The sequence below is a fragment of the Thiocapsa sp. genome (genome assembly GCF_011390875.1).
In the GTDB taxonomy this organism is placed as follows: domain Bacteria; phylum Pseudomonadota; class Gammaproteobacteria; order Chromatiales; family Chromatiaceae; genus Thiocapsa.
In genome coordinates this window covers 1-20,141 of record NZ_JAABRP010000051.1, presented here as the reverse complement: position 1 = coordinate 20,141, position 20,141 = coordinate 1, and the positions used below count along the sequence as shown (strand labels likewise).

The window sequence follows — 20,141 nt, the reverse complement described above, 5'->3', positions numbered from 1 at the left end:
AATTCGGCGATGAAATGTTGCCGTCGATGGTATCAGAATCCCGGCCCTTCGGCAGTTTCACGGACTCGAAACAGGGGTATTGCGGAGATCCGCGCCCCGATCGGGCCGGTAGGGCCGGACCCGACATGGGGTGCGGCGTGTCGCCGACACGCGCTCGGACTCGTCAGCGTGCGGAGAGCTTCGCGATGATCTCGTCGCGAATCCCGTCGACAGAGCCGGTCCCGGTCACCTTGGCGTAGCGAGGCGCGTCATCGCCGCCCTTCTCGGCCCAGGTCGAGTAGTAGTCGATCAGCGGCTCGGTTTGGTCGTGATACACCCGCAACCGTTCCTTCACCGTGTCCTCGCGATCGTCGTCGCGCTGGATCAGCGGCTCCCCGGTCTCGTCGTCCTTGTCGGCCTCTTTGGGCGGATTGAAGACGACGTGATAGGTCCGACCCGAGGCCGGATGAACGCGACGACCCGACATGCGGCGGATGATCTCGTCGTCCGGCACGTCGATCTCGACCACCACGTCGATCCCCACACCCGCCGCCTTCAAGGCATCCGCTTGGCCGAGGGTGCGCGGGAAACCGTCGAACAGATAGCCGCTCTTGCAGTCGTCTTCCGTGATCCTGGCCTTCACCATGCCCATGATGATGTCGTCGGAGACCAGGCCGCCTTCGTCCATGATCTTCTTCGCCGCTTTGCCCAGATCGGTCCCCTGCTTGACGTGCGCACGCAGCATATCGCCGGTCGAGATCTGCGGGATCTTGAAGTGCTCCTTGATGAATCCAGCCTGCGTGCCCTTTCCCGCGCCCGGGCCGCCCAATAGGATGACGCGCATTTCGCTTTCCCTCAGTGATGTTTTCAACGGTACGCCCGAGTGTGCCACAGTCCGATTCGACAGGACCACAGAACAAATCCATTGCGGGATCGGCCGGGCTTATGGCCGGACGCGACTCCGACGACCGCCCGGCACCGTCGCGCCCGCCGAGATCGGCAGGCGCGAGCAATCGACGCGGCGTTGCCGCGGAATTCACCGTCAACGTCCGGACATCAGCATACCGAGCATCAATTTGTTCAGACGCCCGACGAACGCTGCGGGATCGTCGAGCTGCCCGCCTTCGGCGAGCTGCGCCTGATCGAGCAGGATGAGCGCGAGGTCGGCAAAGCGATCGTCTTGGGTCTCGGACTCCAGGCGCTTGACCAACGGATGGCCGATGTTGACCTCCAAGATCGGCTTGCTCTCGGGTGCACTCTGACCGACCGCCTTGAGCACGCGCGCCAGATTGGCACTCATGTCGTGCTCGCCGACGACCAAACAGGCCGGGGAGTCGACCAGCCGGGTGCTCGGCCGGACCGACTCGACCCGCTCGCCCAAGGTGGACTTGAGTCGATCGAGTAAACCGCCGTGCTCGGCCGCGGCCTTTTCCTTCGCCTCTTTCTCCTCGGCGTCGGCCAATCCGCCGAGATCCAGATCGCCCTTGGCGACCGAATGCAGCGCCTTGCCCTTGTACTCCGTGAGATGGCTGACCAGCCATTCGTCGACGCGGTCGGACAACAGCAGCACCTCGATGCCTTTCTTGCGGAAGACCTCCAGATGCGGGCTGTGACGCGCCGCCGCAGCGCTGTCGGCGGTGATGTAGTAGATCTTGTCCTGGCCTTCCTTCATCCGCTCCAGATAGCCATCGAGCGACTCGCGCTGGGCATCGCTCTCGCTCTGGGTGCTGGCGAAGCGCAGCAGGCCGGCGATGCGCTCCTTGTTCGCGAAGTCCTCGGCCGGACCTTCCTTGAGCACACGCCCGAACTCGTCCCAGAACTCGCCGTACTTCTCGGGCTCGTCCTTGGCCAGGGTATCCAGGAGTCCGAGGATTCGCTTGGTGTTGGCCTGGCGGATGGTGTCGATCTTGCGGTTGTGCTGGAGGATCTCGCGCGAGACGTTCAAGGGCATGTCATCGGAGTCGACCACACCCTTGACGAAGCGCAGATAGTGCGGCATCAGCTTATCGGCTTCATCCATGATGAAGACGCGGCGCACATAAAGCTTCACGCCGTGCTTGGCGTCGCGCTCCCACAGATCCCAGGGTGCACGTTTGGGCACGAAGAGCAACGTGGTGTACTCGTTCGTCCCCTCGACCCGGTTGTGGGCATAGGCGAGCGGGACGTCGAAGTCGTGCGAAACGTGCTTGTAGAAGTCGTGATATTCCTCCTCCGTGATCTCCGACTTGTTGCGCATCCACAGCGCGGTGCCGCGGTTGACCTGCTCGTACTGGGGCGGCTCGTCCTTCGCCTTCTCGGCCTCTTCGCCGTACAGTTCCTTGCGCATCTCCACCGGCAGGGCGAGATGGTCGGAGAACTTGCCGATGATGCTGCGCAGACGCCAGGCATCCAGGAACTCCTTCTCCTCCTCCTTCAGGTGCAGGATGACGTCGGTGCCGCGGCCGGGCTTCTCGAGCGTCTCCAGGGTAAAGCTGCCGCGGCCGTCCGACTCCCAACGCACCCCGTGCTCGGCGCCGAGACCGGCGCGACGCGAAATCAGGGTCACCTTGTCCGCGACGATGAAGGCCGAGTAGAAACCGACGCCGAACTGGCCGATCAGCTTGCTGTCCTTCGCCTGATCGCCCGAGAGCGCCTCGACGAATCGGCGCGTGCCGGAGCTGGCGATACTGCCTATGGTGTCGATCACCTCCTGGCGGCTGAGCCCGATCCCGTTGTCCGACACGGTCAGCGTACCGGCCTCCTTGTCGATCTCGACCCTGATGCGCAGATCACTCACGCCTTCGTAGAGCCCGTCGTCGCTGAGTGCCTCGAAGCGCAGCTTCTCGGCCGCGTCGGAGGCGTTGGAGACCAGCTCGCGCAGAAAGATCTCCTTGTTCGAGTACAGCGACCGGATGACGAGATCCAGCACCTGGCTGACCTCTGCCTTGAACTCCAGTGTTTCTTTGTGCGCTTCGACTGTCATTGCCTTTAACACCTCGATCGTTCTTCGATCCAACTGAATTTAAGGGAGTATCCCGAGTACGCACCCGGCCGCCCGACACCCGCCGCGGGGACTCGGCGGCGCGCGCCCGAGCCGATCCGGTATTGTCGCACGGGCTTGCGGCGATACAATGCCGCGCGAGTACGCCTTTCGGGACGGGAAACTGCATCGCCGACACTGCCGGCCCACACCGTTGGCCCGCCCCGATTGGACACACGCCCTCGCGCCCGCATCCGGCCATGTAACGACCGGGGCCGGCCATGTCAATACACGTCAAGGGGTTGAAGATGCAAGCGCAAGTGATCGCGACAACGCCATTCGAAGGGCAGCGCCCCGGCACCTCCGGCCTGCGCAAGAAGGTCGGGGTGTTCCGGCAGCCGCACTATCTGGAAAACTTCGTTCAGGCGATCTTCGACACCCAAACCGATGTCGCCGGCGGGACACTGGTCGTCGGCGGTGACGGACGCTACTACAATCGCGAGGCGATCCAAACCATCCTGCGCATGGCGGCCGCCAACGGGGTCAAACGCGCGCTGGTCGGTCGTGGCGGAATCCTCTCCACACCGGCCGCCTCCTGCGTCATCCGCAAGTACCGCACCCGCGGCGGCATCATCCTCTCGGCAAGCCACAACCCGGGCGGCCCGGACGGCGACTTCGGCATCAAGTTCAACATCGCGGCGGGCGGACCTGCGCCGGAATCGGTGACCGACGCCATCTTCGCGCGAACCCAAACGATCCGCGAATACCGCACGCTCGACTGCCCGGCGACCGATCTGGACGCGCTCGGCACGGTGCGTATCGGCGACATGGAGGTCGAGATCATCGACCCGGTGAGCGATTACGCCGAGCTGATGGAGTCGCTCTTCGACTTCAACGCCATCCATCAGTTGTTTAATTCCGGCATCTTCCGCATGCGCTTCGATGCCATGCACGCGGTGACCGGACCCTATGCCAAAGAGATCATCGAGACGCGCTTGGGCGCGGCACCGGGCACCGTCCTGAACGGCGAAGCGCTGGAAGATTTCGGCGGCGGGCATCCGGATCCGAATCTCGCGCACGCCAAAGAACTGGTGGCCATGACCGAGGGACCGGACGCGCTGGATTTCGGTGCCGCCTCGGACGGCGACGGCGACCGCAACATGATCCTCGGCAAGAAATGCTTCGTCACCCCGAGCGACAGCCTTGCCGTGCTTGCGGCGAATGCGCACCTGGTCCCCGGCTATCGCGCCGGCATCCGCGGCATCGCGCGCTCCATGCCGACCAGCCAGGCCGCGGATCGTGTTGCCGAGCAGCTGGGCGTGGAGTGCTTCGAGACCCCGACCGGCTGGAAATTCTTCGGCAATCTGCTCGACGCCGGTCGCATCACGCTCTGCGGCGAGGAGAGCTTCGGCACCGGATCGGATCATGTCCGCGAGAAGGACGGGCTCTGGGCCGTGCTTTTCTGGCTGAACCTGCTGGCCGTGCGCCAGCAGTCGGTCGCCGAGATCCTCGCCGAGCACTGGCGCCGGTTCGGCCGCAACTTCTACACCCGTCACGACTACGAGGCGGTCGACGCGATCGCGGCGGAAGGTCTGGTGAACCACCTGCGGATTTTGCTCCCCGGCCTGCCCGGTCGGCGGCTCGGCGATCAGACGGTGAGCTACGCGGATGATTTCGCCTACACCGACCCGATCGACGGTAGCCGTTCGGAGCGGCAGGGTATCCGCATCGGCTTCGAGAGCGGCGCACGCATTGTCTTTCGTCTCTCGGGAACGGGCACCGAAGGGGCGACGCTGCGGATCTATCTCGAATTCTTCGAGCCGGATCCCGAGCGTCACCTGCAGGACACCCAAGAGGCGATGCAACCGTTGATCCTGATTGCGCGCGAGCTCGCTCAGATCGAGGCACGGACCGGGCGCAGCGAGCCCGACGTCGTCACCTAAACCGCGTCCAGAGCGACATGCGTCATTTTCACGTCGCGTTTAGCTTTGGAGACATCCTCGATCTCGGTAAGACGCGGTTTAGAATTGAATCTTTTTTAATGCTTTAACCTAGATCCGGCAGTTGAACGACCCCTGGAGTGCGTCCCGCGCGGTGTCCGGCAAGGCGCGACGAGGCGTCGTAGTGATTCTACGACAACGAGTTGCAACGCAGCCGGGCGCCGCGCGGGGCGTGCTCCAGGGGCCGTAGCGGCCATCACCCGGCGGGTGAGTGAACAGGCCGCTGGAATTTCCAATTCCATCTGGCGGTTGCACGTGGCAGCAAGCGGTCAACTGCCGGGTCTAGGTTTAAACCGCGCCAACACATGGCGCAGACCACACCGGGCTCGGTTTAAAGCGCCCGCGGCGCGGGCTGCTCTCGCATCGGCGCAGAGCAGGGTGTCGCCGCGCTCGACGCGTTCAAGGACTTATCCAAACAGGCATTCCGAATGATCCGCAAGAACCCTTCCGGCGATCTGCCGGTGATCGACGAATCCGCTTACATCGACAAGACCGCGATCATCTGCGGGAAGGTCATCATCCATGAGAACGTCTTCGTGGGGCCCTACGCCGTCATCCGCGCCGATGAGGTCGATGCGCAGGGTAAAATGGACCCGGTGGTGATCGGTGCCAACTCGAACATCCAGGACGGTGTGGTCATCCATTCGAAGTCGGGCGCGGCGGTCACGATCGGGAGCAACACCTCGATCGCCCATCGCTCGATCGTCCACGGCCCCTGCCATGTCGGCAACCGCGTATTCATCGGTTTCAACAGCGTACTCTTCAACTGTCGCGTCGGGGACGGCTGCGTGGTCCGCCACAATGCCGTCGTGGACGGCTGCGACCTCCCGCCCGAGTTCTACGTCCCCTCGACGACCCGCATCGGCCCTTCGACCGATCTGGACTCCATCCGGCGGGTCACGCCCCAAGCGAGCGAGTTCTCCGAGGACGTGATCCGGGCCAATGTGGATTTAGTCCGGGGATACAAACGCCTCCAAAACGAGTTCTGAATTAAACTTCGGCCCTCTGGGGTTTGAGATGTCGGTAGGCTCCGGTGATGTCGGAGCCCCCTGGATCGCCGGTGTATGCCGAAGTTTAAGTCATTATTTTTTATTGTTTTTTGCCTCCTAAATCCCGTCGTCTACCGAACTCTTTAATCGGCACGGCGTCGATGGCGCATCTCACCCAGCGGATCACTCGCGACGGGGTTTAGTTGGATCACTCGCGACGGGATTCAGATCGGGCTCGGCGTCCATCGGGGGCGCCCGCCGCGGGTCTCCGTCCTCAGCGTCTTCGTCCATGAGGATGCGGCGACCGTCGCCGTCCAGGTCGTCGTATTGACCGGTTCGGGTCGCCCAGAAGAGCACGGCGACCGCAGCGAGTCCAAGGACCAGCATTCCGGGGATCAGGCCGTAGATGACGTCCATCTTCGCTCGAACCTCCACTTTATGCCATTAAACCGCGTCCAGAGCGAGATGCTCACTTTCAAGTGAGTTCGGCGCTTGGCGCATCCACCGCCCCTAGCGGGGACGCGATTTACAATCATATCTTTTTTAATCTCTTAAACCGCGCCGGCTCCAGCGGTCGTCAAATCTGCCGGGGCCGATCCCATCCAAAAACATCGCATACTGCGTGGGGCGCGGTTTAAGCGCCCGCTCGGGTCACGGCGCGCGCGGCTCGCCATCGTCCCGCGGCTTGAAGACCGCACGAATCCGCGCCGAGTTGCCGATGACCGCCAGGGAGCTGAGGGGCATCGAAATGGCGGCGATCAGTGGCGTGATGACCGCGGCCATCGCCAGCGGGACCATGATGAGATTGTAAACCACCGAAATGCCGATGTTTTGGCGGATGGTCCGAAGGGTGCGTCGCGACAGTCGGGCGGCCTCCTCCACACGCCCGAGCTCGCTGGACATGAGCACGATGTCCGCGCTGGCGATCGAGACATCGGTCCCGCTCCCCATGGCGATGCCGACGTCGGCCCGCACCAAAGCAGGCGCGTCGTTCACCCCGTCGCCGACCATGGCGACCCGACGGCCGCCACGCTGCAGCTCGGCGATCACGCGATCCTTGTCTTCGGGCATCACCTCGGCGATAACCTCGACCCCGCCTCCGAGCTGGACTGCGATCGCCTCGGCCGTTTCGCGGCGATCGCCGGTCAGCAGCGTCACCCGGATCCCGCGCTCGCGCATCCGCGCGATCACGCGTGCGGCATCCGGACGCAGCGGATCGGCGACGCCGAGCCGCAGCACCTCTCGGCCGGCCCGCGCGCAATGGACAAGACCCGAGGTACCTGCGGACTGCTCGTCACCGTCGGGCCAAGGCTGCACGCCGTTGCGGGTCAACCATTCCCGCGAGCCAGCGAGAATCTCCACGCCCTCGATGTGCCCTTTGATCCCGAGTCCGGGCGCGACCTCGACGGCATCCACCAAAGCGGCAATGCGGCCGATCTCGGCACGCTCGCAAAGGTCCAAGATCGCCGCGGCGATCGGATGCTCGGAGAGCCGTTCGAGGGCTTGGAGCCCTGCGAGGACATCGCGCTCCTCGGGCGCCAGATCATGCGGTCCGTCGAGTTGACGCCACCGGCCGGGCGCGCTCGCGAGCCCGATCACGGTCGGCCGTCCGAGGGTCAGTGTCCCGGTCTTATCGAAGACGACATGATCGATCGAGGAGAGGCGCTCGAGCACGGCACCGTTTTTGACCAGGATGCCGCGCGAGGCGGCAAGCCCGGTCGCTACGGCCACCGCCATGGGCGTGGCCATGCCGAAGGCACAAGGACAGGTGATGATGAGCACGGCCGTCGCCGCCATGACCGCGACCTCGACATCCACTTGCATCCAGATCAGGAAGGTCAGGGTCGCCAAACCGAGCGTTGCCGCGACGAACCAGGGCACGATCCGGTCGGCAAGCCGCTGAATCGGCGCCTTGCTGGCTTGGGCGTCCTCGACCAGTCGGATGATGCGACCCAGCGCGGTTTCGCGCAGCAGCGCACCGATCCGCACGGTCAGGACACCGGCTCCGTTGATGGTGCCCGCAACGACCTGATCGCCGAGCGTCTTGGCGACCGGTCGCGATTCGCCGGTCAGCATGGACTCATCCACCCCGCTGCCGCCCGAGATCACCACGCCGTCGACCGGGATGCGCTCGCCGGGACGCACCAGCACGCGCTCGCCGAGCTTGAGTGCGCGCACGGGAACGACCGACTCGCTCTCGCCGCTATCTCCGTCCAGGCGGGTCGCGACCTTCGGCTGCAGATCGAGCAGCCGTTGAGACGATGCCACCGCCTTACGGCGCGAGATCGCCTCGAGATAGCGCCCGACCAGGATGACGAAGAGAAAATTGACGACGGTATCCCAGTAGACGTCGCCGATACGCGAGATGCCGAGGGTGACATAGAGCGAGTAGACGTAGGTGGTCGTCACGCCGATCGCGATCGGCAGGTCCATGCTCAGATGACCCGAGCGCAGACCGGACCAGGCCCCGCGGAAAAAGGGCGCGCCCGAATACAGGAGCGTGGGCGTGGCGATCAAGAAACCGAGCCATTGAAAGAGACCGCGGAACTCGCCTTGATCGGCGCCGGCATAGAGCGCGATCGAGATCCACATGAGGTTCATCATCGCGAACCCGGCCCAGGCCATGCGGTAGAGCATGGCGCGGTTCTCGCGACCGATCGCACCCTCGGCGGATTCGGGATCGAAGGGCGCTGCGGCATAGCCGAGATCGGCGAGTCGGCGCAGGATCCTGGAGAGCTTCAGGCGCCCATTGTCCCAGCGCACGCGCAGCCGCCGGCCGGTCAGATTGACGCGAGCCTCCTCGACCCCCGGCATGGCGCAGAGACCCTTCTCGATCAGCCAGACACAGGCCGCGCAATGGATGCCCTCGACCAAGAGGTTAATCTCGCGGGACTCGCCGGCGGTGTCGGTGAACTCCTCCTGCACGGCATCGAGATCGAAGACGGCCAAGTCCTTCGGCGGCTCGGGAGGCGGGCCGAAGATCTCGCCCTCCGGCGTGCGCTTGTAGAAACCCTCGAGTCCGGCAGCGAAGATCGCCTCGCAGACCGACTTACAGCCGGTGCAGCAGAAGTTACGTTCCCGACCGCCCACCACAGCCGTCTCGCGTGCGGATTCGGCAACCGGCAAACCGCAGTGAAAGCAGCGCGCTCGGCTCGAGAACGCATCCGACTGCGCCTCCGACTCCGGACTCAAACCCGGAGTCGTCCGGACATCAGGGACGAGCGACGTTGACACGCTCGCCGACGCTGTATTCGTCCTCGCCGGTCTTCGCGGCGATCAGGATGTCCCAGACGCCGATCAGCGGAAAGGATGTCTCCACCAGATAACGTCCCTTGGCCTCGCGAATCATCGGTAGGGCGAAATCGCGCGAGACATCGGACGGCCGGTAAGCGTAAAACGTCGCCTGATCGACATCGACGGGCTGCCCGGACCGGTCGACCAAGACCAGGCGAATCGACTCTTCCGCACCGGCCGTCAGCGGCTGAGGGATGTCCGCACGCATCAGCCAGCCGGGATCGCGGGCGAGGCGCGAGACCATGGTCTGCTCGTAGTCCTGACCTCGCTCGTAGTAGTTTGCGTTGACCAGTCCGGGGTTGGTTCGGATCGCAAGAATCACGAAGGTCAAATTCACGGCCAGCACCGTGACGAGCAGGCCGATCCAGGCCAGAACCCATGGGCTGCGCAGCGCCGGGGTCGGTTTGGAGGGCGTTTCCGTGGTGTGAGTCGTCGAGCTCATCGCTTTGCATTGCCTCGATATTTCTTGGATGCCATTTCCGGGGCTGCCCGGGAACCGCTTCGAGAGGGCCGACACAGGCGTCGGCTTTCGATCGATCGGACCTGCCTAGCGACGCGGACCGATGAAGACGCTTTCCCGGTCGGCCTCGACCACGGCACCGGACGGTCGGGCCGCTTCGACGTGAAACTGAACGGGGTGCTGTTCGCTGTCGAGTGAACGCTTCGGCACCTTGACGAAGACGACGGCGGGGGTCACTCCACCCGGCGGTGCCACGACCGGCTCGTCCGCACCCATCAGCACCAAGCCGTCGGGCCCGGTCACGCTGATCCGCACGGCGAGCTCCTCGGGCATCTTGTTGAGGATCTTCAGTGTGTATTTATTCTGGATGGATCCGTCGCTGAGCCGCACATACAGCGGCGCACGCTCGTGAAGGACCTTGAGGTCGATGGCCGCCAAGGTCGAGAAACCGTAAAGGATCCCGGCCAACGCGACGCTCATGATGGCCGCGTACACCCAGACACGCGGACGCAGCAAGAGTTTCTTGGCGGGTAGTCCTTCGAGCTCGTCGAGCGAGGAATAGCGGATCAGTCCACGCGGACGCCCGACCTTGTCCATCACCTGGTCGCAGGCATCGAGACAGAGCGCACAGGTGATGCAGCCTTCCTGCTGCCCGTTGCGGATATCGACACCGGTCGGACAGACGGCGACGCACTGGTTGCAGTCCACACAGTCGCCGCCCGTGCGCGTTTCACCGGTTTCGCCGCGTTTCACGCGACCGCGCGGCTCGCCGCGCTCGACATCGTAGGTCGGCACGATGGTCGTCTTGTCGAGCATGACACCTTGGATGCGCGCATAGGGGCAGAGCCAGAAACAGGTCTGCTCCCGCATGAAGCCGGCAAGCCCGTAGGTCCCGACGGTGAAGAGCGCCACCGTGATGTAGGCTACCGGTCCGGACTCGCCGGCAAAGAAGCTGCCCCACAGCGTGGGTGCATCGGTAAACCAGGCCACGAAGCTGAAACCCGTGATAAAGCCGATCAACAGCCAGAGGGCATGCTTGGTCGCCTTGATCCGGAACTTGCTCAACGACATAGGCGCCTTGTCGAGCTTCCGGCGCTGCGGCGGACTGCCTTCGAGCTTCTCCTCGATCCAGGTGTAGACGTCGGTCCACACGGTCTGGAAGCAGAAATAACCGCACCAGACACGTCCGACCAACGCCGTCGCAACGGCAAGCAGGATGGCAAAGAACAACAGCAACAGCGACAGCATCCAGAAGTCCTGCGGGAGGATCGTCGCGCCGAAGATGTGATACTGCCGATTCGGGATATCGAACAAGACCGCCTGCCGGCCGTCCCAACGCAGGTAAGGACCCAGGAAATAGATCAACCAGACCGACGCGGCCGCCCATTTGATGGTGCGCCAACGTCCTGCAAGACGCTTGGCGTGGATCGTCTCCCCGCCGGTATTGACATGCCAATGCTCGGCCTCGGCATAGAGGTCGTCAACGGCGGTTTGGGTTGCCACAGGATTCGTGCTCACTGACCATCTCCACGACGGGGTCAAGGTTACGACAGGCGCGCTCGGGCATTGCAGTTCAGGCGCATCGTGATGGCGCGCAAGAGGGAAGCGACGCAGGTGTGGCCTACCCGAGGACGCCCCGGGGACCGAACCGGTCGGACTGATCTGCCCGAAAACGACGTCGGCCCGTTAGAGATCACCCGGTTGAGATCACCCGATCATCACTTCCGTAAACGAATCAGCTTACGCCTCCCGCGACGTTTTGGCCATGCGTTTTCGCAAGCGCAACCAGTTGATTCGAAAGCCATTTACGGCACAAAAAAAGGGGGATCTCAGATCCCCCCTCGATGACATGACACGACGTCCGACGCCGTCAATGCTCGTTGTTCTTATGCGCCTCCGCATCCCGATTCATCAAGGTGATGACCTTGTAGACCAGGAATACGATGATGAAGATAGCGATGACGACCATCGCGAGCGACATCCAGGTCACGAAGTCCCACGTCAGTCCTCCGGTCATGTCGATCTCCTCCCTTGAATTCCTCGTTGCTTGCAGGCCGGTGTACCGACACCGGCCCTCAGGTCATCCCGCTGGGCTCACCCGCCCCCGCCGAGTTGGTGAACATAGATGCCGAGCTTTTTGATGTCCTGATCGTCGAGTTTTCGAACCTCGACATCGTCGACCTTCGCGACCGATCCGAAAGCCGGCATCACCGCATCTCGCGTCTCGGGAATGCCGGGCTGGTTGACGCCATACATGATCGTGTGACGTGCGCTCTCGAAACCGCCCGGCTCGAAGCGCCAGATGCTGTCGGTGAGATTTGCCGCACCGACACTCACGATCTCTCCGCCCGGCAGCTCTGCGAGCACGCCGTTGGCCTTTTCGCCGTGGCAGGCGTTGCAGCCTTTGGCACGATACAGCTCCCAGCCCTCGGCACTGCCTTCGCCGCCCTCGGTCATCTCGACGACCCAGTGCGCCAGCGCATCGATCTCCTGCGGAGTCAGGATGGTCGCGTGGGCGGTCATGGCGCCCTTACGCCCGTTGGTGATCGACTCCTTGATTTTCGCGATCGAGCCGCCGTAGAGCCAATCGTCATCCGCCAAGACCGGATAGCTCGGATTGCCTTGCCCGCCGCTCCCATGGCAGGCAGAACAATAATCCCCGAACAGCACCTTGGCCGATGCCAGCGTGTACTGCAGCAGGCCCGGGTCGGCAATAATCTCCTCGGCGGTCATCTGACTGATCTGCTCTTCGAACGGACCGCGCTTGGCGTCGACCTGAGCGACACCTTGCTCGTATTCCTGAATCTGCGTCCACCCTAGGAGTCCAGGTGTCGCCTGCTGACCGACCGGCCAGCTCGGATAGAGGATCGTATAGACGATGACGAAGAGGATGGACGCCCAAAATCCGAGCATCCACCACCGCGGAGGCGGATTCGCCAGCTCCCGAAGGTTGTCGTCCCAGACGTGCCCGGTATTGTTCTCGCCGGGAAAGGGGTTATTTTCGGCCATGCGGGTCTCCGGTGTTCTCGTTGTCCTCTTCGAACGGGATGTGTTTCATGGCTTCGAGCTTTTCCCGGTTCTTGGGACGAAAGACGTAGAAGTAGGCACCGACCATCAGCAGGAAGATGACGACGGTGAGGATCGTGCCGATCCAATCGTTCGTCGTCATCGCCTGCCAATCCGTCTGGAAGTAGTCGCTGAGGCTACTCACGGTAGGTCTTGGACTCGTCGAGAGCGACCATCGTGCCGAGGACCTGGAGATAGGTCACCAGCGCATCCATTTCGGTCTTTCCTTCCACGAGAGCAGGTGCGGCCTCGATATCGGCATCCGAATAGGGCACCCCCACCGTGCGCATCCCGCGCATGTGCCGCTGCATCTTCTTGCCGCTGAGATAATTCTCGTCCAGCCAGGGATAGCCCGGCATCACCGACTCCGGAACCAGGGAACGCGGTGCACGCATATGCTGACGCTGCCATTCGTCGGAATACTTGCCGCCCACACGCGCCAGATCCGGGCCCGTCCGCTTCGATCCCCATTGGAAGGGGTGATCGAACATGGACTCGGATGCCAGCGAGTAATGGCCGTAGCGCTCGCGCTCGTCACGGAAGGGACGAATCATCTGCGAGTGACAGAGGTAACAACCATTGCTCTGGTAGACATCACGCCCGGCCAGCTCAAGCGCCGTATAGGGACGCATCCCCTCACCCGCCTTCCAGTTCCATTGCTGCTGACCGGCCTCGTCGACCGTCACGATCGGCTCTTTTCCGGCTTTGTCCCACACGATCTCCGGATAGGTGTGATGCTCCATCGTGTTCTTCATATAGAAGAGCGGGACGATCTCGACCAACCCACCCACGGACAGCACCAGTGCCGTCACGATAAGTAGGCCCCAAATGTTGACTTCCATCCATTCCTGAAAGGACTTCGGCTTCGTCTTTTTATCGGCCATGAGATGCTACTCCGGAGATCATGCCGGCGCCGGCAAGGCGCGAGCCTTGCTCAGGCTGCCTTCGGACAACGACTTACGCACGGTCATCAAGATGTTGAAGAGCATCACGACGGCGCCGAGCAGGAAGATCGCACCACCGACCGTTCGCATGGCGTAGTAGGGGTGCATCGCGTCCACGGATTCAACGAAGGTGTAGGCCAGAGTGCCGTACTCGTCATAGGCACGCCACATCAGACCCTGCATGATTCCCGAGACCCACATAGCCACGATATAGATCACGGTCCCGATCGTCGCCGTCCAGAAGTGGAAGTTGATCAGTCGCACCGAGAACATCTCGGTGTGATAAAGCCGCGTCATGAGGTGGTAGATCGCACCGATCGAGATACCCGCAACCCAGCCCAGTGCACCGGAATGCACGTGACCGATGGTCCAGTCCGTGTAATGGGACAGTGCGTTGACGGTCTTCAACGACATGACCGGGCCTTCGAAGGTCGACATGGCGTAGAAGGCGAGTGCAATGATCAGGAAACGCAGAACATAGTCGGTCCGCAACCGATCCCAGGCGCCCGAGAGGGTCATCATGCCGTTCACGGCGCCGCCCCAGGAGGGGATGATCATCGCGATGGAGACCGCGGCTCCGAGCGAACCGGTCCAATCGGGCAGGGCGGTGTATTGCAGATGATGCGCACCGAGCCAGACATAGCCGAACATCAAGGCCCAAAAATGAATGACCGAGAGACGGTAGGAGTAGATCGGGCGCCCGGCCTGCTTGGGTACGAAATAATACATGATCCCGAGGAATCCGGCGGTCAGGTAAAACCCGACCGCATTATGTCCCCACCACCACTGGATCATGGCGTCCTGCACGCCCGAGAAGATCGAATAGGATTTGAAGAGTCCGACCGGGATGGCCAGGCTGTTCACCACGTGCAGATAGACGATCATGATCATCATGCCGAGGAAGAACCAGTTCGACACGTAGATGTGCGAGGACTTCCGATTGGCGATCGTCATCACGAAGTTGATGGTAAACGACAGCCACACCACGGCGATGAGAATGTCGACCGGCCATTCAAGCTCGGCGTATTCCTTCGACTGGGTCAGACCCAGCGGGAGGGTGATGACGGCCAGAACGATAACCAGGTTCCAACCCCAAAAAGTAAACCACGCCATCTTATCGCTCCACAGGCGTGCGCCGCAGGTGCGTTGGACGGTATAGAAGGCGGTGGCCATCAGGGTACAGCCGCCGAAGGCGAAGATGACGGCGTTGGTATGGAGCGGGCGCAGACGCCCGAACGACAGATAAGGGCTATCGAAATTCAGTGCCGGCCAAGCCAGCTCCGCTGCGATATAGACCCCGACAGACGCGCCCACCACCAGGTAGACGACGGCCATAATCGTGAACCAGCGTACAACGTCGAAGTTGTACTTCCGTTCCAGACTGGCTTCCATTAGACCCTCCCAGAAAACGTCGGGAAAACAACAAGGATTATAAGGCGATCCAGCCGTCTCGTGATGTCGCTCCATCGGGCGACAGTGCGCAGATCATATCACTGGATCAGAGTCGGAAAGTCAACATAGGAGCAGGGCATCCGACCTGATCCATATGGGATATACCGCAACAGTCATTGATCTGGATCAGGTCCGAGCAGGGGATTTGGACATCCGGACGAACGGTATCACTTAAAAAAAGCGTCGATCGAAAACCCTTCTTTTTCCAAGATATCGCGAAGCCGCCGCAACGCATCCATCTGGATTTGGCGCACCCGTTCGCGGGTCACACCCAATTCCTGGGCGACGTTCTCCAGGGTGGAGTTTTCGTAGCCGTGCAGACCGAAGCGACGCTCCACGACCTCGCGCTGTTTGGCGTTGAGTTTACCGAGCCAGTGTTCGAGATTGGCCTGAATGTCGGTGTCCTGGATGCGGTCGGCGGGATCGTCGGCGGCCTCGTCCTGGAGCATATCGACCAGCGGCTTGTCGGCATCCTTGCTGTAGGGCGTATCCACCGAGGCGATTCGCTCGTTCAGCCCGAGCATTCGCTTGACCTCGCCGATCGGCTTGTCGAGCAGGACGGCGATGTCCTCGGTGGTGGGTTCGTGATCAAGGCGCTGCGAGAGCTTGCGTGCCGCCTTGAGATAGATGTTGATTTCCTTCACGACATGAATCGGCAGACGCACGGTCCGCGTCTGGTTCATGATCGCCCGCTCGATCGTCTGGCGGATCCACCAGGTGGCATAGGTCGAGAAGCGGAACCCCCGCTCCGGATCGAATTTCTCCACCGCTCGGATCAGCCCGAGGTTGCCCTCTTCGATCAGATCCAAAAGGGGCAAGCCGCGATTCAGATAGCGCCGAGCGATCTTCACGACCAATCGGAGGTTGCAGACAATCATACGCTGGCGCGCGGCATTGTCGCCGCTCTGAGCGGCCCGCGCGAGACTGATCTCTTCCTCCGCGGTCAGGAGCTTGGATTCTCCGATCTCGTTCAGGTACAGACGCGTCGCATCGAAATCGCCCTCGCCCGAGCTGAAACGCTCGGGCGAGGGCTCGATCGCTGCTGGCTCGGGCTCGACGGGGTCTGACTCGGCCACGTCGATATCGTCGTCGGTCGGCTCGGAGTCCTCGCCGTCGAGCAGTATCTCCCCGTCGAGGTCCGCGGCGAGATCGGGAACATCGACCTTGGGCTCAAGAGGATCGGCACTTGACATCCACATCTTCCTCCGTCGGGTCGGACGCGTTTACGTTCGCGGAGGCAGATAGAGTAGTGGGTCGACGGCCGTGCCGTCTCGGCGGATCTCGAAATGCAGGAGGTAGCTGCCCCCCTCGACCGCTTGCCCTACCTCCGCAATCGCTTGTCCGCGCTTGACCCGATCCCCCTCGGCGGCGAGCAGCCTGCGATTGAATCCGTAAGCGCTCAGATATTTGTCGTTATGTTTGATGATGATAAGGTTGCCGTACCCTTTGAGTCCACCACCGCTGTAGACCACTTGACCGTCGGCCGCGGCTGTTGCCTGCCCGCCCGCGCGCCCGCGGATGCGGATCCCTTGACGCGTGCGGTCACCGTCGCTGAATGTCTGCGCGAGCGACCCCTTGAGCGGCCACGCCCAAGCGACGCCGGAGGCCGCGGCCGGGCTGCCGGCAGAGCGGACTGCCTTACTTGGAGGCACCTCGCGCGAAGCGGGCTCTGCGCTGGACGCCCGGGGCGGACTCGCTGCGGGTGCAGGGTTTGCGGGCGCAGGTGCAGCGACCACTGTCGGACTGCTCGGCGCCGCGGACGGTTGTGGCGCGGGCGAGCCGTCGGGGGGCTCGATCCGAAGAAGCCGACCGGCATAGATCGAGTAGGGCGACTCCAGGCCATTCCAGCCCGCGAGCGTGCGAACACCCACGCCGTGCCGAGTTGCGACCTCGCTGAGCGTGTCGCCTCTGCGGATGAGATAGTAGCCGTCCGGAGCCGGACCGACCCAATCCCATCCCCCGACAGGCGCCGGCGCTTTCGAGGCGCACCCCCCGAGCAGGAAGATCACACAGAGGCCAAGCCCACAGAAGCCGATCACGAGCATCGTAAGATGCCGCAAAATGTCCACGACACGGGCATCATTGGCCGCCGAGAGCGACCGTCCGCCCATCGACGACTCATGGGTCTGCTCCATAACGAGCATCCGAGTCTCCTTATTCTTAACCTATCCCCGAAACCAGGGGTACGAAACTGACCGACTCGAGAACCTCCTGCTCAAAGCCCTGTGACGTGCGCGTGACCCGCAGCAGCACCTGAGCCTCGCCGTCCCACATGGGCAGGATCATGACGCCCCCTGGCGCAAGTTGCTCGGCGAGCGCCCGCGGCACTCCGCGCGGCGCTGCCGTGACCAGTATGCCGTCGAATGGCGCATACTCGGGCCAACCCAGAGCACCGTCGTTATGGCGAAAACGGATATTTCGATACTCAAGCAGACGCAGTCGATCCCGGGCGCGCTCGAGCAAGGCCCCGATCCGCTCCACGCTGTAGACTCGGCGCACCAGCGACGCCAGAACGGCCGTCTGAAACCCGGAGCCGGTGCCGATCTCGAGCACGGTATCGGGCTTGGCCGACTCCATCAACGCCTGCGTCATCCGCGCGACCGTGTAGGGCTGAGAGATGGTTTGGCCATGCCCGATCGGCAGCGCCGAGTCCTCGTAGGCCCGGCTCGCCAACGCCTCGTCGACGAACAGATGGCGCGGCAATCGCCGGATCACATCGAGCAGCTCGGGCATCCTGATACCCGCCTCTTCCAGACGCTGGATCAGGCGAGCGCGGGTGCGCTGCGAGGTCATCCCGATCCCTTGGTGGATAGACCCGGCGCTCAAGGGCTCGCATCCAACCATTGGCGAACGGACTCCAAGGCACTGTGTCGCGTCAGATCCACCTGCAAGGGGGTGATCGACACGAAGCCGTTGCGCACGGCGAAAAAATCCGTGCCGGGTCCGGCGTCCTGCTCCGGACCGGCGGGCCCCACCCAGTAGATGCGACGCCCGCGCGGGTCCAATGCCGGGACGACGGCCTCCGCCTTGTGCCGATGTCCCAAACGGGTCGCGACGAAGCCCTTGATCTGCTCGTAAGGAACGTCCGGTACGTTGACGTTCAGGATGATGGTGGACTCGAGCGGTGCCGCGCGCAATCGGGTGACCAACTCGACCGCAACGGCCGCGCCGGTTTCCAGGTGCTGCGGCTCATGCGCATACATCGATACGGCGATCGCGGGCAGGCCGAGAAACCGCCCCTCGGTGGCCGCCGCAACGGTCCCGGAATAGAGCACGTCGTCACCGAGATTCGGACCGTGATTGATCCCGGCTACCACGATATCGGGGTCGACATCCACCAAACCGGTCAATGCCAGGTGGACGCAATCCGTCGGCGTTCCGTCGACACGGATGTAACCGTTCGCCGTCCGGGTCGCCCGCAGCGGAACATCCAACGTCAAAGAGTTGCTGGCACCGCTGCGGTCACGCTCGGGCGCCACGACGAGGACCTCCCCGAGCGCGGAAAGGGCGTCGGCAAGCTTGACCAACCCGGGGGACTGATAACCGTCGTCGTTGCTCACGAGAATCTTCATGTCGTCCTAAACCGCGCCCAGCGCGGTATGCGATGTTTTTGGATGGGATCGGCTGCGGCCGACGCGACGACCGCTGGAGCCGGCGCGGTTTAAGAAATTAAACGATAAATCATATTAAACCGCGTACACGTTAAAGGCCGTGGATTCACCAAACGTCGAGCTCACTCGAAAGTTAGCTTCTCGCTCTGGACGCGGTTCAATACCGCGTCTGTAAAAACCCATTCTTGACCAAGAGCACGCCGAGCGCCTCGGCCGAACAGCGCTGCTATACTGCGAGGCCGGAAGACGGCTCGACGCGAGACCACGAGACCGACCCGGCGGATGCCGGCGTGATGGTGCATGCGGACTTTCGCCTCCTCGTGCTGTCCTCTGCCGGACATACGGGCGGCACCTTCCGCCAAAGCGCAACGATACCCTGTCGAGACATGAAGAAACAAATCCAAGAATCTGATTTGGCATTGTTTCGCGAGCATGTCCAGGACGCCGAGCCGGTTCGACACGATCGGATCGAGCACGACCGGCGCAAACCGCCGCCGATCCCGCGCCCACGCCCCGTTGCGCTGCCCGAGGAGGCAGGCGTCCCTCGGTTGTCCGAATCCGAGGTCGAGACGCACGAGTTTCTCCTCTTCGCCCGCCCAGGTGTCCAGCGACGCCTGATGGCGGAGCTGCAGCGCGGCGGGATCGCGGTCGGACTCGAGCTCGACCTGCACGGACTCCATGCCGAACAGGCGCGTACGCTCCTCGCCGAGTTCCTTGCCGAATGCAGTCGACGCCACATTCGCTGTGCTCTCATCGTCCACGGCAAGGGTTTTCGCTCCGCCGAACGACAGCCGGTGCTCAAGCAAAAGGTCAACTACTGGCTGCGCCTCTACGAGGAGGTGTTGGCCTTCTGCTCGGCCACGCGCCGCGACGGCGGCACCGGTGCCGTCTATGTCCTGCTGCGCAACCCGAACAAATCGAGCCGAATGCCCTGAGCGCCTGACGACAAATCGCCCCGACCCACCGGTGCGCTGCCCGAGGCGGCCGAGCGCGGTCACCCCGCATGAACAGCCCCGTCTCGCGCAGAACGCAGGCTCGACTCATGGCCGCCTTCTTATGGGCTCTCGCGATGATGACCGTGCACGCTGCGGACGGTCCGATTTTGGGTCTCGCCTATCAGAACCTCCCGCTCGCCGGCCTGAGCCTCGGCGAGTCGACCCTGAGCCATACGGGGAGCTACGGCGCGGATGGATCCTACGGCATATTCGCCTACACCGGTGTTGCCGGCTTCTCCGCAACGCCCGAGCGCCCCGTGCGGCCGGGCTCGAAGCTCGTCGATACGCTCCCCGGCGCGCCGAGCCAAACCGCACCGGAGTGGGCCCCGCAGTTCTCCGGCAGCTTCTACCGCAAGCTCTCCGAGCTCGACTTCCGCGGCGCCGCGAATGCT

At 63.0% G+C, this 20,141-nt stretch carries 18 protein-coding genes and 1 pseudogene; 4 read left to right on the top strand and 15 right to left on the bottom strand.

Features of this window, described 5'->3' with window-relative positions; translation table 11 throughout:
- Positions 1 to 163: 163 nt before the first annotated feature.
- Complete coding sequence (gene adk, locus GPT33_RS05925) at positions 164 to 823, bottom strand: adenylate kinase (protein WP_296806391.1); 660 nt, start codon at positions 821 to 823, stop codon at positions 164 to 166.
- 198 nt (positions 824 to 1,021) lie between these two features.
- Positions 1,022 to 2,941 carry a molecular chaperone HtpG gene (gene htpG, locus GPT33_RS05920; RefSeq protein ID WP_296806390.1) on the bottom strand — a complete coding sequence of 640 codons (1,920 nt, stop codon included), beginning with the start codon at positions 2,939 to 2,941 and terminating at the stop codon, positions 1,022 to 1,024.
- 305 nt (positions 2,942 to 3,246) lie between these two features.
- On the opposite strand from htpG, the gene GPT33_RS05915 reads away from it, so the two are divergent.
- A complete protein-coding gene (locus tag GPT33_RS05915) occupies positions 3,247 to 4,881 on the top strand; it encodes an alpha-D-glucose phosphate-specific phosphoglucomutase (RefSeq protein ID WP_296806401.1) in 1,635 nt (544 codons plus the stop codon).
- Between the two features lie 485 nt (positions 4,882 to 5,366).
- Positions 5,367 to 5,927 carry a carbonate dehydratase gene (locus tag GPT33_RS05910; protein WP_296806389.1) on the top strand — a complete coding sequence of 187 codons (561 nt, stop codon included), beginning with the start codon at positions 5,367 to 5,369 and terminating at the stop codon, positions 5,925 to 5,927.
- Between the two features lie 183 nt (positions 5,928 to 6,110).
- Here the strand turns inward: GPT33_RS05910 and ccoS are convergent, their stop codons facing one another.
- The 13 genes from ccoS to surE all read right to left on the bottom strand — a co-directional run bounded on the left by ccoS (position 6,111) and on the right by surE (position 18,715).
- A complete protein-coding gene (ccoS, locus tag GPT33_RS05905) occupies positions 6,111 to 6,344 on the bottom strand; it encodes a cbb3-type cytochrome oxidase assembly protein CcoS (RefSeq protein WP_296806388.1) in 234 nt (77 codons plus the stop codon).
- A 234-nt stretch (positions 6,345 to 6,578) separates the two neighbouring features.
- The gene (locus GPT33_RS05900) at positions 6,579 to 9,119 is read right to left on the bottom strand and encodes a heavy metal translocating P-type ATPase (protein WP_296806387.1); all 2,541 of its coding nucleotides are present in this window, start codon (positions 9,117 to 9,119) and stop codon (positions 6,579 to 6,581) included.
- 19 nt (positions 9,120 to 9,138) lie between these two features.
- Positions 9,139 to 9,663, bottom strand: a complete 525-nt coding sequence (locus GPT33_RS05895) for a FixH family protein (RefSeq protein ID WP_296806386.1) — start codon at positions 9,661 to 9,663, stop codon at positions 9,139 to 9,141.
- 105 nt (positions 9,664 to 9,768) lie between these two features.
- Positions 9,769 to 11,199 carry a cytochrome c oxidase accessory protein CcoG gene (gene ccoG / locus GPT33_RS05890; protein ID WP_296806385.1) on the bottom strand — a complete coding sequence of 477 codons (1,431 nt, stop codon included), beginning with the start codon at positions 11,197 to 11,199 and terminating at the stop codon, positions 9,769 to 9,771.
- Positions 11,200 to 11,551: 352 nt separating this feature from the next.
- The gene (locus GPT33_RS05885; protein ID WP_296806384.1) at positions 11,552 to 11,698 is read right to left on the bottom strand and encodes a hypothetical protein; all 147 of its coding nucleotides are present in this window, start codon (positions 11,696 to 11,698) and stop codon (positions 11,552 to 11,554) included.
- Positions 11,699 to 11,775: 77 nt separating this feature from the next.
- Positions 11,776 to 12,690 carry a cytochrome-c oxidase, cbb3-type subunit III gene (gene ccoP, locus GPT33_RS05880; protein ID WP_296806383.1) on the bottom strand — a complete coding sequence of 305 codons (915 nt, stop codon included), beginning with the start codon at positions 12,688 to 12,690 and terminating at the stop codon, positions 11,776 to 11,778.
- On the bottom strand, positions 12,677 to 12,892 hold the full coding sequence (locus tag GPT33_RS05875) for a cbb3-type cytochrome c oxidase subunit 3 (protein WP_120797393.1): 216 nt from the start codon (positions 12,890 to 12,892) through the stop codon (positions 12,677 to 12,679). Before GPT33_RS05875 ends, ccoP begins: the two co-directional genes overlap by 14 nt.
- Positions 12,885 to 13,631, bottom strand: coding sequence for a cytochrome-c oxidase, cbb3-type subunit II (gene ccoO / locus GPT33_RS05870; RefSeq protein WP_296806382.1), 747 nt, complete (start codon positions 13,629 to 13,631; stop codon positions 12,885 to 12,887). The genes GPT33_RS05875 and ccoO overlap by 8 nt, the downstream gene beginning before the upstream one ends.
- An 18-nt stretch (positions 13,632 to 13,649) precedes the next feature.
- Positions 13,650 to 15,083 carry a cytochrome-c oxidase, cbb3-type subunit I gene (gene ccoN / locus GPT33_RS05865; RefSeq protein WP_296806381.1) on the bottom strand — a complete coding sequence of 478 codons (1,434 nt, stop codon included), beginning with the start codon at positions 15,081 to 15,083 and terminating at the stop codon, positions 13,650 to 13,652.
- A 227-nt stretch (positions 15,084 to 15,310) separates the two neighbouring features.
- On the bottom strand, positions 15,311 to 16,336 hold the full coding sequence (gene rpoS / locus GPT33_RS05860) for an RNA polymerase sigma factor RpoS (protein WP_296806380.1): 1,026 nt from the start codon (positions 16,334 to 16,336) through the stop codon (positions 15,311 to 15,313).
- Positions 16,337 to 16,366: 30 nt separating this feature from the next.
- On the bottom strand, positions 16,367 to 17,287 hold the full coding sequence (locus GPT33_RS05855) for a peptidoglycan DD-metalloendopeptidase family protein (protein WP_296806379.1): 921 nt from the start codon (positions 17,285 to 17,287) through the stop codon (positions 16,367 to 16,369).
- A 16-nt stretch (positions 17,288 to 17,303) separates the two neighbouring features.
- Positions 17,304 to 17,936, bottom strand: a complete 633-nt coding sequence (locus tag GPT33_RS05850; RefSeq protein WP_296806400.1) for a protein-L-isoaspartate(D-aspartate) O-methyltransferase — start codon at positions 17,934 to 17,936, stop codon at positions 17,304 to 17,306.
- 29 nt (positions 17,937 to 17,965) lie between these two features.
- On the bottom strand, positions 17,966 to 18,715 hold the full coding sequence (gene surE / locus GPT33_RS05845) for a 5'/3'-nucleotidase SurE (RefSeq protein WP_296806378.1): 750 nt from the start codon (positions 18,713 to 18,715) through the stop codon (positions 17,966 to 17,968).
- A gap of 425 nt (positions 18,716 to 19,140) precedes the next feature.
- Between surE and GPT33_RS05840 the strand changes: the two genes are divergently transcribed.
- Entirely contained in the window at positions 19,141 to 19,689 is a 549-nt protein-coding gene (locus GPT33_RS05840; protein WP_296806377.1) for a Smr/MutS family protein, read from the top strand.
- A gap of 68 nt (positions 19,690 to 19,757) precedes the next feature.
- A pseudogene (locus tag GPT33_RS05835) lies at positions 19,758 to 20,141 on the top strand (hypothetical protein); the annotation flags it as partial.